Origin of the sequence: Paratissierella segnis (genome assembly GCF_014385195.1) — a bacterium.
GTDB classification, from domain to species: domain Bacteria; phylum Bacillota; class Clostridia; order Tissierellales; family Tissierellaceae; genus Paratissierella; species Paratissierella segnis.
The window spans coordinates 1-14670 of record NZ_JACRTG010000016.1 but is presented as its reverse complement, the minus strand read 5'-3'; the positions used below and the strand labels follow the sequence as shown (position 1 = coordinate 14670).

The window sequence follows — 14670 nt, the reverse complement described above, 5'->3', positions numbered from 1 at the left end:
CTACCCACCTCCTTAAATAATTTTTGATGGCTTAATATAACTAATATAAGCTTGTCCATCTGAATCATAGTCAATATACTTCTTTACAAATAATTTACTTGGACTATATCCACCTGTTTCTCTTGGATAGAGAATATATTCATCCTCCATAATATTGTTGGGTTTTATCTCCTTGAATATAGATCCCCTCATTATATTGTCATATCTCCATATTTTTATTTCGCAGGTTTCATTGAATATTCTTGCTTCTATAATATTATCAAGATCAAATACCAAATTTTCTATCTTTTCAGTTAAAATTTTATCATAACAATAAATAATGGCTGATTCAAAGCCAAACATTTTCAATATCTCTTTATTTAAGAGTTTAATAAAATCTACCTTACCTTCCATTTCGTATGCAAATACTTCTTTAAGACTTTCTTTATTAATTTCTCTTACTATATAATTAGTCATTATTTATCACCCCTGTTACTTAAATTTTTCACTGATCTAATATACCCCAATAGAATACTGTCATTAGTTGTTATTTTATTATTAAAATCTATTTCTATCCTATCTTCTCCTTCCTCTATTTCAAGTATATCCGCCCTAAATCTTCCTCTTCCTATACTACTGCTGCCACCAATGCTAAGATTTTCTGTTCCCAAATCTCTTAAAGCTAAGATTATGATACCAATAGCATAATTGTCAATTCCCTTATCTCCACTTTTCCTATATATTATATTAAATTCAGTACCCCCTTTAACAGGAATATCTTGCATTAATGAGCCATACCTTACACCTGACGTAAATTTATCTAATCTAATTCTATTATATCGTACTTCTTCTAAAAATTTACTATTGTCAACAATTGATTCCTCTACAAATATCCTACTTAATACGTTATCTTCCCCATCTCTCTCTATTCCACCAAACAACATCTTTGCCTCATCTTCACTTCCAAAATAATTTGCTATTGTCTCTACCCTTGACCTTAATATACCTTTAAAGCTACTTCCAGGAATTAAGTATTCATTACCACCATTTTTTAAGCTACTATCATCTGCTTCACTTGGATAAAATGATTTTGGAGCCTTTATGATTAATGGAGTACTTAAATTCCCTGACATTCTAAACTTAACATATCCAACATTATTTTGCATTTTATCGATTTCATTAATAATATCTATCTTCTCTTTATCTTCTTCTTTTAAATAGCTAGTTAATTCATCTAAATCACTGAGGTTATAAGTCATTTCAGTTGCATTTTTAACTTTAAATATTCCCAGCCCTGAGCTTTTATAGCCTCCAAATCTGATAATACTATCGTCTAAGCCCTTTAGTCCCTTATAAATCATTTTTTTAAATTCGACATTATTCTCATTATCACTCTCAACTTTGAACCTTAACTTAAACTCAAGTCCTTTATCAAAATATAGCCTTTCTATCTTTTGTCCTGGTACATTTGCTCCAGTCTCATAATCTATACGTAAGCCAACTCTTCTCGTAAACTTTTTTATATCAGCATATGAATCTTGAATATATATATTGATCCTTTGTGGTTTATCAGAATCTCCAAAAAGTACACTTTCATCTTCCCCTATAGATTGTAAATAAGATCTAAAAGCACCAGCAATACTAGTTGCAGGTAAATATACCATATTTCTTTCATTATCTATAAGCAAATTACCTTCGTCATCTCCTATAAAAAGAGGAGAGGTACTTATAATACTAGATTCTATATAAGTAATTAGCATTTTACCTTCTCCTTTCTTATTTGATATCTACATAGCTCTGACAATATTTTGAGGTTAGTCTTATAAATAAATTCATCTTCTATATTATTTTCAGCATTTTCTATGTTGACCCTATAGTCCCTATACATATTCTCAAAATAAAATCTGTCTATAATATTCTCCATATATTCATTAAAAAATTCTATTAAGCTCTGTCTGCCGATAATATTTTTATCTTTATCTTTTGTTAAGTATTGTACTTTTTCCATGTCTTTAAATGATTTCCCTTTTTTCTCAACAATGTGATTTATATATTCTTTATATAAACTTAGTCCACTATTTATATCCAAAATAGATATATACTCAAATAAATTCTTTAAATTCCCCCATTGATTTGAGCTTAATTTTTTGTCATTCTTTAAACTTCTACTTAATTCTAATACTCTTTCATTGATTTTATTTTCAATTCTCAACTTGAAAATTCTATTACACATATTTTTTAGTAGGTTTAACTCATCATTTGATAATATATGGGTTTTATTTGTATTTTTTACTATGTCATGTCCCATTTCAATAACTGTATTGTCATACATTTCAGTAGTAACCCCTATTCTACCAAATCCCTCTGATTTTCTTTCCCCAATTGCATTGTCCATAAATGATTTAAGTCTCATTTCATCGATATTACCATTGAATTTATATTTAAATACGCTCCCAGCTTTTATGGCAACTATATTTGGTGTTCTTGCATTCCATTTGTTGTTAAAACTTGTGATATTCTTTGTCTCTATTGAACTATCAATAAATTCTACATCGCTTATTCCAAGTTGATCCTCTACTAATTTCTCATCAATTTTCGTTTTATATACCCCACACTCATCTTTATATATAATATCCGACAGTGCAATTATATAAATATATCCAGAGTCTTTATTTGTTTTGAAAACCTCTTTTTCTGGATTTCCATCCTGAATGTTTATTTCTTTAATTATACATTTTCCATAACCACTTCCTTTAGATCCACCTATATATACAATTTTATTTTCTAATAATTTAATTACTTCATCTGCGTACTCATCCTTTTCTACTTTTATTATACCTTTAAATATCTGCCCTTTTTTTATAGCTTCATACCTAAATAACTTATTTTCTTTTTCTAGTTTATTTATATGAAGATTAGACGTCTTTTCTACATTTACTATAGTGAAATTATTTTTATCCATATTTACGTATTCACCTAGTCGAACTTTCTCGAACCCTTGAGGTAAGGGCCTATCCAATCCCAAAGATATTTCAATTTTATCTTCAAATGTCCGAATCTTTTCTTTAGGTGCGAAATAACATTTAGGTAGTGGAACACTGCGCTCATCTTTATATACGGGATATGCGTTTAAAAATTTTATTCCACCTGCAAGTAACTTTTCTCTATGCTCTCCCTGATTAATATTAGATATATTGTTTGCGCGAATATATTTATATATAAATGCTCCTCTTATAGTTGAACCACCAATATAATCCATTGAATCCTGTGAATCAACTTGCATATTTGTCTTTGATAATTTAAGATTTTCATCAGCTATTAAATCAAAAGTTATATATTTAGGCATTAGATTTCACCACCTCTATAAACTCATCAATGTATTTATTTGTATTGTCCGTATACTTCCCATTTTCTTTTTCCAATAGTGTACATTTCACTTCGCCTTTGCCTCTGGATTTCATGGTTCCAAGATGCCTAAGGTGTTTTGTTGTCATGGATAAAAGTCCCAATTCATTTCTTGTCAATTCTCTCTCAATTTCTAGCTCTACTTCAAATATCAAATCTTTTCTTATTACTCTTATCTGCCGAAGGCTACCTTTTATACTAGATCCATCTTTATCAACACTTGTAAAACTTCTTACTTCAGTAAGTGACTCCTTTATCTCTCCACTGCTTAATATTTGTTCTTGAACAGCTTTTTCTATAATACTCCTTATTCCTTGTGCTAATGTCATATCAGAAAACTTTAGGGTTTTCCATTGTTCAACTCCTGATCCTCCTGTCCCTAGGAGATTGTCAATTATAGAACCATACTTTTTTTTACCTAGTTCAGATACTATATCTTCCATAGCTTCACGAAAGTTACCCTTAAATGTTTTGGCTTTCATATATGGTAGTCCAAAATCATCACAAACTACTTCAAGATCTACTGAACCCGGTATAGAATATCCACTGCCAAATATAGCTTCTGTAATTAGCTTAATTTGTATTTTATAGTCTCCCATAATTATCCCTCCTTTTGCAACTCAATAAACAAGTCCATCGCCTCAATTGAGTCATAATACATGCAACGGTCATCATAAAAACAATAATCACCACATGCATCCTTAAACCTTGGAAAATAATTACTAATTTGATTAGATAAAAGATAGAATTCTGTTTCCTTTTCTCCTTTTTTAAGTATTTCCCGTAATTTTTTTAATTTACTGCGAGCAATTTGTTTTTCATCTATTTGCAATTTTGTAATATAACTGTTTGCTAATAAAAAGTTTTTATAGTTTGTCCACTTTTCTGGGTTATTTATATATAGCGGTCTCATATTTAACTTCTTGCCATCTAAGCTTTTATAATAATCTTCTCGTATATTTAAAATTGGACCTATTATATCCCCCTGTTCTATATGCCAATCTATAAGTGAATAGTCTGCATCTGTATTTTCATAATCTTTTAATAACTGTTTCTTTGCATTACTACATAGATCTTCTGCTAATTCGTATGCCTTATAAAATTGATATCCTGCTCTAACAATAGCTACTCCTGCACAAGCGTTAAGTTTTATAGTTTCGCCATTAATATCCATCCCAAAACTATTTAGATGTTCAAGAAATATTCTTGCACTTTCAATCCCAATCATCCCGTTTGTTACATACGTAATATCATCTCCTGCTATAATAATTGGAATAAGCGGAAACTTATCTTCTTTTATTTTTGTATATTGGGCTAAATCATTTTCATTCCTTTTTATTTCTTCTGCCATATGCTTAAAGGAACTCTCAAAGGCAAGCTTTATATCGTCACTAAATTTCTTAAGTGCTTTTAAATATTCTTTGTTTATTTCTTTATAATCACAATCTTCATATTTGAATTCATCTTTTAATTTATTGAGTTTTTTTCCCATTTGATTGCCATCTATATGAACAACTGCTACATAGTTTTTATTTCCCTTGCTTAATTCTCTAAATTCATTTATGGAATTTTTAACTGGCAGTAAATTATCAAATTTCTTAGAATTTTTCTCAGAATTTTCTATCTTAATCTTTATTTCCGAACAAATCGTTTTTTACCATCTAAATCATATTCAGTGAAATTTGCAGGTAGTCCAGTTGATTCACACAATCTTTCTATCCCAAAAGAAAGTTGTCCTCCGCTATGTTCCCTTCTGTTCTTCTTAATAGCCAATTTTATATATGCATTATCAATTTTCTCTTTAACTTTTTCCATATCCTCATCATATTCTTCAATTACCATAAATACTTCAACACCGGGATATTCATACAAAACCTTTTCACTAATATTTTTTATAAATTCTCTTGCTTCTATTGTAGTTGGGAATATATATAAGCTGCTACCACCACCATTATATATTAGATTATCTGCATATGTAGGATTTACTTTGTTAGGTATCAGTTCTATAATATCCTCTATAATTATTGAAGCACCTCTGTTTTCTTTTAGCTTATTGCTTGAAAATATATACTGCTGTTTTTTTGATACTTCCCATAAAACCAATGCTCCCATAAACCTTTTCTCCTTTACTAATTAATTGCTAATACTCCATAAATATCACATGGGATACCTTGTGTATGATATATATTGCTATTGCTATCTCTATCCTTTATTTCCTTTGCCCCCTTTCTCGTTATAGAATATATAGTTATTAACCCAATTTCCTTGCAAAGATTTATCACTCTATAAGTTGCACCATGATCACCTTGAACCAGTATATAGTCATCCTTGTCTGCTACATTTATTATCCATTCCATAACTTCATTAATAAAACTGGATATATCAATCAAATCTGAGAGAATTGAACTCCAAATTTTTTGTAGCTCTAAAGGCAAATATATAAATTCGTCAATTTTTAAATTTTCTCTTGCATCTAATATTTTCTCATCCGTTAAAGTATGGGAAATATGAGAATTAACCTTTTCATTTTTTATTTTCTGACTATACTTTTTCTTTGAATACTAACCTTTCAAAAGATAAAATGAAATCATCTAGTTTATTATAAAACGTTCTATATTTTCTTGGATTTTTTCTGTAACCTGCGTGGTTTAAATCATTTCTTGTATCACCCGTATCTTCAAACAATTGCACTAAATCACAATTTATATACTTACTAATATTTTCCTCTATAGGGTTATGAATGTCCTCTTAATATTGATTATACAGATTCCAGTGAAAGACAGTTGGTGGAAACTGTTTTGTTAAGTAAAGATAAAAGAAAAAATATACTATTATATTATTATGGTGCTAAAATTAAATAAATGGTACAATTCAAATCCTCTTAGGTATTATAAATCCATATACAGTAAAGTTGAGAACACCGCAATGGTATGGTTAGTTTCAGTTCCTCATAGGCATTATAAATCTAGTGTTGGTGATTGTGAAACATTTGTTAATATTAATATGAAAATGTTCAAAAATTAGAATCTCAAAATGCTCAAATTTGTACATTTTCTTGTATAATATTTCCATGATTTAACAACTAGACAACAAGTTAAGGGGATATTATTCGAAAAGATGTACTTAACCAAATTAAAATGATAAGGGAGGAAGAGTATGTATTGAACAAAAGTGAACTAGCTAGAAGATTTAGCTGTGACAGAAGAACAGTTGATAAGTACCTTAAGGATGCAAGCACTGAAACAAAGAAACCTAGAGAAATAAGCAAAGCAACAATTAGATTCGACACCAGCCCAGGGCTCCAAGCTCAGGTGGATTGGAAAGAAAGTATTACTATGATAAATAGGCAAGGTGAAGTTTTTGAAATAAATATTTTTCTTATGGTCTTAGGGTATTCTAGATTAATAAAGCACATTCTGAAAATCGCTTAGATGTTAAATTAAAGCACTTTGCGAAGTATAAGTTACTAATAATAGATGAAATAGGCTATTTACCAATTGATAAACAAGGAGCTAATCTATTATTTCAGTTAATAAATAAAAGATATGAAAAGGATTCAACAATAATTACAACAAATCAACCTTTTAGCAAATGGGGAGAAGTATTCTCTGACATAACCTTAGCTAATGCCATCTTGGATAGGCTCATCCATCATTCAAGCATAATCAAAATCACAGGTCCATCTTACAGGTTAAAAGGGAAAATAGATTTAATGGAAACGAAAAAGGTAGCAATAATTAATTCTAATAATTGTACATTTTGAGATTCTAAAAAAAGGGATGCGGACAAAATTGGACTTTAAATTTATGCAACAAGACCAAGTTTTTGTCTATACTCATATGGGCTCAATCCACCCAAAGATTTTTTAATTCTCTTTTCATTATACCATTTTATGTATCTATCTAGTAGATTAATGAAGTTATCAATTGTTACATCTAACCATGAATTACAATAGAACATCTCATTTTTAATCTTCCGAAGAATCCCTCACATGCTGAATTATCTGGAGAGCAACCTTTTCTAGACATTGATCTAATTAGTTTGGCATCGTCCATTCGTTTTATCCAGCCAGGCCATCTGTAATGCGCTCCTCTATCTGAATAAATAATAGGATAATCATCTGGGTTTAGTGTTGCTATCGCATTGTCAAGCATTGTATTCACCAAATCAGCGTTTGGGGATGTCCCAATTGTCCAGCTTACAACTATACCATTAAAACAATCAACAATTGGCGATAAATAAACTTTTCCTGTAGGAATATGAAATTCTGTTATATCTGTTAACCATTTTGTATTAAGCTCTGTAGAATGGAAATCTCGTTGTATTATATTATCTACTTCTGGGCTTATTTCACCCATGTATGATGAATATTTTTTCTGTTTTGGCTGATAAACGATAAGCTCATTCTGCTTCATAATCTTTCGTATAACCTTTTCAGATACAACAGTTCCTTTGTTTTTTTAAACTAAATAGATTCTTCTATATCCATATATTTTATAATTATCATTAAAGATATCTGTTATATCTTGTCTAAGTTGAGCGTATTTGTCTCCTTTTCCCAGCTGAGCTTTCTGATAGAAATAGCTGCTTTTTGGAAGGTTAAGAAAATGGAGTAGTTCCTTTAATTTATATTTGTTTTTAAGGGCATCAATCACTTCAGTTTTTTCTTTATTTGTTAGTTTTTTCGGATTGATGCCCGGATCTTTTTTTATTATATCTGTTGTCTTTTCTAAGATATCTTTTTCAAGTTCAAGCCTGTGAATTTGATCTTTAAGGCGATTAACCTCCATTTCAAGACTTTCTTTATCATTTGGTAAATCTATTCTTGGTTTCACTTTCGCAGCCGCCTCTTTTCCTAATTGCTGGTTCTTCCAGTTATATAGAGTTACTCTATCAACTCCTATATCATCTGCAATATCTTTGACTGTTTTTTCGCGTAGAAGAAGTTCTTTTACTGCTGACACCTTTTGCTCTTCAGTATATTCTACCAACGATTTTCGATATGAACAATCCTTTTGCTGACCTAGAAATTTTTCGTCTATCCACGCTTTAAGAATAGACCTACACGGATAACCTAATGCAGCAATGGTCTTAGTAGCATTAGAGCCATGATCAAGATAATACTTAATAGCTTTTTCTTTTTGTTCTTCAGTATATTTTAGTTTTCTAGTATATTTGTCTTTAAATGCACCACTATCCCTGAACTCGTAGTACCATTTTCTCAAAGAATTACGAGATGGATAACCAAGTGTTTCAATAGTTTTTAACAGTTGTTTATCATACTGAATATATAAATCCACAGCTTTTTTCTTTTCTTCTAGGGAATACATCAAAACCCTCCTTTATTTTGGTCCAGGATTTTGTCCGCATCCCTTATGGTACACTTTTCAGTTGACAAATACAAAACAACTACTATACAACACATAGTAGTGTAGTTTCAATTCCTTATAGGTATTATAAATCCTAGCAAGATGTGGCAATGCAGTACCTCCACCGTTTGCGTTTCAATTCCTTATAGGTATTATAAATCCATAAGGCTCTTGTGAGTCTTCTGGTGCGTTTGTGGGGGTTTCAATTCCTTATAAGTATTATAAATCGTATGGGATGGGTTAGACATTGACAATATGCCGATGTTTCAATTCCTTATAGGTATTATAAATCCTTAAAGAATGATTTTAAAGATATCCTAGATGGCTAGTTTCAATTCCTTATAGGTATTATAAATCAATGGAAGTACTGATAGAAGAATTAAAGGAGGCTAAAGTTTCAATTCCTTATAGGTATTATAAATCATCATTTTTATTAAATTTAACTTTATTTATTGCGTAGTTTCAATTCCTTATAGGTATTATAAATCGCAAAGCTACCAAAGATAAGAAAGAAAGTGTTGTTAGTTTCAATTCCTTATAGGTATTATAAATCTTTAACAGGGATTTTTTGAGAGAAGTATTATTATTAGTTTCAATTCCTTATAGGTATTATAAATCTTTGCTGGTAACATTAAAAAATGATTATGAATTTTAGTTTCAATTCCTTATAGGTATTATAAATCATAAAACCCCCTATAAAATAAATGAAAGGATGAAACGTTTCAATTCCTTATAGGTATTATAAATCTTAGAAATAGGTTCTAATTGATTTTGTAAATTCTCGTTTCAATTCCTTATAGGTATTATAAATCACTAGGTGAGTTTTATACCGAAGATTTGAAAAACGCCGTTTCAATTCCTTATAGGTATTATAAATCGGTGTTATGTATATAGGTGAGAATACCTATAAAGGGTTTCAATTCCTTATAGGTATTATAAATCCTGTGGGGACTTAGAGAACTTAGAAGGTTTAGGGTTGTTTCAATTCCTTATAGGTATTATAAATCTTATATGGAGGTTGTAAAAAATGAATGAAAATATTTAGTTTCAATTCCTTATAGGTATTATAAATCACCTAGTGGGGGCTATTGGAACAAGTGCAAGATTTCGTTTCAATTCCTTATAGGTATTATAAATCGTCTTGTTAGAGGAAAAACAAAATGAGAAAAATAGCGTTTCAATTCCTTATAGGTATTATAAATCTCGAAATAGGAGAGATAATCTCCTATATGTAGCAAAGTTTCAATTCCTTATAGGTATTATAAATCCAAAGACACCACTAGAAAGATATGATTTAGCCAAAGAGGTTTCAATTCCTTATAGGTATTATAAATCCTCAATGATGCAGACAAAAGAGCAGTATTTGAGATTAGTTTCAATTCCTTATAGGTATTATAAATCCCTCAACTTTTATAGAATCAGGTTGTGGCTCTACCTGTTTCAATTCCTTATAGGTATTATAAATCATGTGGAATTTGTGGACAACCAGTTGATATGAGTTGTTTCAATTCCTTATAGGTATTATAAATCCAATATTGGAATCCGACAACACAACAGTATGAAGTTAGTTTCAATTCCTTATAGGTATTATAAATCATTAGGGAAAGCATATGTGCAGATAATACCATCGTCGTTTCAATTCCTTATAGGTATTATAAATCTCAGGAAGCAGGAGTAAAGTTTGATGCACATTACAATGGTTTCAATTCCTTATAGGTATTATAAATCTTCTTTTTAGGCACCTTCTTAGCTACCCATGTAACGTTTCAATTCCTTATAGGTATTATAAATCAAATTGATGTAGTGATTGCAAGGGTTACAGAAAATAGTTTCAATTCCTTATAGGTATTATAAATCCTTAGGAATATTATCAATGCTCCTTGTTGTCTATGAGTTTCAATTCCTTATAGGTATTATAAATCTCGAAGAAGGAGAAGGATTCAAAATAATTGAATATGTTTCAATTCCTTATAGGTATTATAAATCTTGATTTTAAAGCTAATAACAAAGTATGGGTAGAAGCGTTTCAATTCCTTATAGGTATTATAAATCTTGCGAAATAGTCGAAGAAGGAGAAGGATTCAAAAGTTTCAATTCCTTATAGGTATTATAAATCCTATTATATATATGTCAAACAATCCATAAGTCGCCGCAGTTTCAATTCCTTATAGGTATTATAAATCCGGAACTTATGTATGGTGCCAAGAAACCAGAAACGAGTTTCAATTCCTTATAGGTATTATAAATCCATTATTGTGACTTACTTCTGTATCATTAGAGTGAAAGTTTCAATTCCTTATAGGTATTATAAATCCCATTCTGTGTCATGGTTATTCGAAGTCTTTTTACGGTTTCAATTCCTTATAGGTATTATAAATCTCTTACCCCAAGTTGTGTTCCGTTCCAGGTGAATTCGTTTCAATTCCTTATAGGTATTATAAATCGGCTATTCCTAGCAAAGTCACCTTGTGCGTCTCCTGGTTTCAATTCCTTATAGGTATTATAAATCCTAAACATTCCATCAGAAACCTGTATAACTTTTCCTTGTTTCAATTCCTTATAGGTATTATAAATCTTTTCACCTAGTGCATTACCTAATATGATGATGACAAGTTTCAATTCCTTATAGGTATTATAAATCTCTATCTTTTTCTGCCACACCCACCTACTAATCAAAGTTTCAATTCCTTATAGGTATTATAAATCTAAAAGTGTAGTCGCCCTCTGGTCTTTCTTGTACTAGTTTCAATTCCTTATAGGTATTATAAATCCTGTCAACCCATCTGTTTTAGCAGTTATCAATACTCTGTTTCAATTCCTTATAGGTATTATAAATCTTAGATTAGAAAATGGGTGGTTGGTAGCAGGAGTTCAGTTTCAATTCCTTATAGGTATTATAAATCCCCAACACAACCCCAATTGCAGGAGAAATCTTTTCAAGTTTCAATTCCTTATAGGTATTATAAATCCCCAAGCTTCTTTGAAAGGACTAAACATATCAGCGAAGTTTCAATTCCTTATAGGTATTATAAATCGAGTTGAGGGAGATAGTGACTATGTATACGTAGATTGTTTCAATTCCTTATAGGTATTATAAATCTTACTGGATACATATATCCACCACCTAGTATTCAATGTTTCAATTCCTTATAGGTATTATAAATCATATAAAATAAATGTATAAAAACTATTGACATACATAGTTTCAATTCCTTATAGGTATTATAAATCTCGGATATAGTTGCACTAGACGGTTATAGAATAGCATGTTTCAATTCCTTATAGGTATTATAAATCTATACTGATGTTCCCATTCGTGAATATCATAGGTTTGGTTTCAATTCCTTATAGGTATTATAAATCCTATTTCTCCATTTTCAAGGATTTGTTGTTGTCTAAGTTTCAATTCCTTATAGGTATTATAAATCAAAACTAGCAACTTCGCCAGAATCTTGAATTCCTTTGTTTCAATTCCTTATAGGTATTATAAATCGCCACCATCAGCAGGGTAGGGCGGTATATTTACATTTAGTTTCAATTCCTTATAGGTATTATAAATCTCCCTATTATCAAGAGAATATCGTCAATGATTTTAAGTTTCAATTCCTTATAGGTATTATAAATCTAGTCGCAAGTTATGGAAGAATGAAAGATGCTGGTAGGTTTCAATTCCTTATAGGTATTATAAATCGCATCATATCTAAGCTTATTATCGCCTACATCTAACTGGGTTTCAATTCCTTATAGGTATTATAAATCAAGAAAAAAAAGAAAATGTTGATTTAGATGAAATAGTGTTTCAATTCCTTATAGGTATTATAAATCTTCTAGGAATTCTGTCCTATTATCTAGATATATCTTAGTTTCAATTCCTTATAGGTATTATAAATCTCCCATACTGGAACTCCTGCTTGTGCTAGTTGTTTGTTTCAATTCCTTATAGGTATTATAAATCTCAATATTTCTACCTTCTTTATTTCTAGTCCTATCAGAGTTTCAATTCCTTATAGGTATTATAAATCTGGTATGTTCAAGTACATGAAGAACCTACAGGAGCAGTTTCAATTCCTTATAGGTATTATAAATCAAGATTTTACAAAGTTGGGGAATTTGAACTTAGGATGTTTCAATTCCTTATAGGTATTATAAATCCAGATCATTATAAAGCAGTTGGGCAGACATTTGGTGAGTTTCAATTCCTTATAGGTATTATAAATCAGCACAAAATGTTGTTTTACCATTCTTTCTAGCTATGTTTCAATTCCTTATAGGTATTATAAATCCAGTGTAAGGGTTACTAAAACACCAAAGATAACAGGGTTTCAATTCCTTATAGGTATTATAAATCTGTGAAATATGCAAAGACACCGAATGGGTTGATATGTTTCAATTCCTTATAGGTATTATAAATCACGGTAAAGAAGAGGGACAAGCTTCTGCAAAAGAAAGGTTTCAATTCCTTATAGGTATTATAAATCCAGGAGGGGACAAATTTGAAACTAATAATTGATAAGTTTCAATTCCTTATAGGTATTATAAATCTAGACATCAGTCCTCATGTTAGAAGTGTATCAATTTCAAGTTTCAATTCCTTATAGGTATTATAAATCTTATAGTTGCTGCGCATTAGAAACCTATTGTGCATGTTTCAATTCCTTATAGGTATTATAAATCTTCAAGTAATGCATTAACATTATCTCTTATTCTATGTTTCAATTCCTTATAGGTATTATAAATCTATATGAGTGTTCCATGGTCTTATGGCCACTATCTTAGTTTCAATTCCTTATAGGTATTATAAATCCACTATAGCCGAGCTTTTCAAGGAACCGAACTGGAATAGTTTCAATTCCTTATAGGTATTATAAATCCACAACCTATAGGTCTATTGTGTATATAGCAGATTTTGGTTTCAATTCCTTATAGGTATTATAAATCCAATTAGCAAAGTATGAGATAGAAAAGCTAGAAAGGTTTCAATTCCTTATAGGTATTATAAATCAAGGAGGTAGAGGTGGTAGAGCAGATGTAGTGGCAGGTTTCAATTCCTTATAGGTATTATAAATCGTCCATGTGTCAATATTTTTTTCTTTTAATTCTTTGTTTCAATTCCTTATAGGTATTATAAATCCCTTAAAATTTAGAGAGGTAATTTTATGAAGGAAAGGTTTCAATTCCTTATAGGTATTATAAATCTTGCTTTGTTTTGAAGGTATAGCCTTTCTTTAAGTGCGTTTCAATTCCTTATAGGTATTATAAATCTCCACAAGCTAAAGACTTATTGTTAGCTCTCTATTTTAGTTTCAATTCCTTATAGGTATTATAAATCTTCCTATAATATCTGCAACATTTGCGGGCGTATATCCGTTTCAATTCCTTATAGGTATTATAAATCTTATTTACTTCTTATTATAGTATATGCTAGTTGTCTTGTTTCAATTCCTTATAGGTATTATAAATCCCGGTAGTAGCTCTAGGAGAAATGTACTTTAAAGGGTTTCAATTCCTTATAGGTATTATAAATCCTTCACTTCTTCTATGTCCGGACCCTGTGTAGCTGTGTTTCAATTCCTTATAGGTATTATAAATCGTAGGTTGTAGTTGTTTTTGCTGATTTATATTTGTGTTTCAATTCCTTATAGGTATTATAAATCAGTCGAAACGGCTACTTGTTAGCCGTCTATAGCAACGTTTCAATTCCTTATAGGTATTATAAATCAGGCACCTTTATATATGGCAAGTTAAACAAATATGGGTTTCAATTCCTTATAGGTATTATAAATCTTGAGGATATGGATAGCCAATTAGTAGCAGATATAAAGTTTCAATTCCTTATAGGTATTATAAATCTGGACCCAGATACAATTATCAGGCTTGCTACTCAATGTTTCAATTCCTTATAGGTATTATAAATCTT

Annotated in this window: 9 protein-coding genes, 1 pseudogene and 1 CRISPR repeat array; of the genes and pseudogenes, 2 read left to right on the top strand and 8 right to left on the bottom strand. The window is 30.2% G+C overall.

Going from position 1 to position 14670, the window contains the following annotated elements:
* Positions 1-12: 12 nt before the first annotated feature.
* From H8707_RS05255 to csx20, 7 genes are all read right to left on the bottom strand, one after another.
* Positions 13-456 carry a hypothetical protein gene (locus H8707_RS05255; RefSeq protein WP_262429088.1) on the bottom strand — a complete coding sequence of 148 codons (444 nt, stop codon included), beginning with the start codon at positions 454-456 and terminating at the stop codon, positions 13-15.
* Positions 456-1739, bottom strand: coding sequence for an RAMP superfamily CRISPR-associated protein (locus H8707_RS05250; protein ID WP_262429087.1), 1284 nt, complete (start codon positions 1737-1739; stop codon positions 456-458). Before H8707_RS05250 ends, H8707_RS05255 begins: the two co-directional genes overlap by 1 nt.
* Entirely contained in the window at positions 1733-3325 is a 1593-nt protein-coding gene (locus H8707_RS05245) for an RAMP superfamily CRISPR-associated protein (RefSeq protein ID WP_262429086.1), read from the bottom strand. Before H8707_RS05245 ends, H8707_RS05250 begins: the two co-directional genes overlap by 7 nt.
* A complete protein-coding gene (locus H8707_RS05240; RefSeq protein WP_262429085.1) occupies positions 3318-3983 on the bottom strand; it encodes an RAMP superfamily CRISPR-associated protein in 666 nt (221 codons plus the stop codon). Before H8707_RS05240 ends, H8707_RS05245 begins: the two co-directional genes overlap by 8 nt.
* A 2-nt stretch (positions 3984-3985) precedes the next feature.
* Positions 3986-4948, bottom strand: a complete 963-nt coding sequence (locus tag H8707_RS05235; protein WP_394354642.1) for a Cas10/Cmr2 second palm domain-containing protein — start codon at positions 4946-4948, stop codon at positions 3986-3988.
* Positions 4949-5016: 68 nt separating this feature from the next.
* On the bottom strand, positions 5017-5496 hold the full coding sequence (locus H8707_RS05230; RefSeq protein WP_262429083.1) for a hypothetical protein: 480 nt from the start codon (positions 5494-5496) through the stop codon (positions 5017-5019).
* Between the two features lie 17 nt (positions 5497-5513).
* Positions 5514-5891 carry a CRISPR-associated protein Csx20 gene (gene csx20 / locus H8707_RS05225; protein ID WP_262429403.1) on the bottom strand — a complete coding sequence of 126 codons (378 nt, stop codon included), beginning with the start codon at positions 5889-5891 and terminating at the stop codon, positions 5514-5516.
* Between the two features lie 630 nt (positions 5892-6521).
* Between csx20 and H8707_RS15225 the strand changes: the two genes are divergently transcribed.
* Both H8707_RS15225 and H8707_RS05215 read left to right on the top strand, forming a co-directional pair.
* Complete coding sequence (locus H8707_RS15225) at positions 6522-6815, top strand: hypothetical protein (protein WP_394354637.1); 294 nt, start codon at positions 6522-6524, stop codon at positions 6813-6815.
* Complete coding sequence (locus H8707_RS05215; protein WP_316699615.1) at positions 6785-7147, top strand: ATP-binding protein; 363 nt, start codon at positions 6785-6787, stop codon at positions 7145-7147. Before H8707_RS15225 ends, H8707_RS05215 begins: the two co-directional genes overlap by 31 nt.
* Positions 7148-7188: 41 nt before the next feature.
* Here H8707_RS05215 and H8707_RS05210 read toward each other — a convergent pair.
* Positions 7189-8714: pseudogene (locus H8707_RS05210) on the bottom strand (IS3 family transposase).
* A gap of 104 nt (positions 8715-8818) precedes the next feature.
* Positions 8819-14668: direct repeats of the CRISPR family, unit length 29 nt; unit sequence GTTTCAATTCCTTATAGGTATTATAAATC.
* Positions 14669-14670: the final 2 nt, after the last annotated feature.

Bases quoted from the DNA above. Each gene is read 5' to 3' on its own strand.
- H8707_RS05255 (WP_262429088.1), bottom strand. From the start codon at position 456: ATGACTAATTATATAGTAAGAGAAATTAATAAAGAAAGTCTTAAAGAA.
- H8707_RS05250 (WP_262429087.1), bottom strand. From the start codon at position 1,739: ATGCTAATTACTTATATAGAATCTAGTATTATAAGTACCTCTCCTCTT.
- H8707_RS05245 (WP_262429086.1), bottom strand. From the start codon at position 3,325: ATGCCTAAATATATAACTTTTGATTTAATAGCTGATGAAAATCTTAAA.
- H8707_RS05240 (WP_262429085.1), bottom strand. From the start codon at position 3,983: ATGGGAGACTATAAAATACAAATTAAGCTAATTACAGAAGCTATATTT.
- H8707_RS05230 (WP_262429083.1), bottom strand. From the start codon at position 5,496: ATGGGAGCATTGGTTTTATGGGAAGTATCAAAAAAACAGCAGTATATA.
- H8707_RS15225 (WP_394354637.1), top strand. From the start codon at position 6,522: ATGATAAGGGAGGAAGAGTATGTATTGAACAAAAGTGAACTAGCTAGA.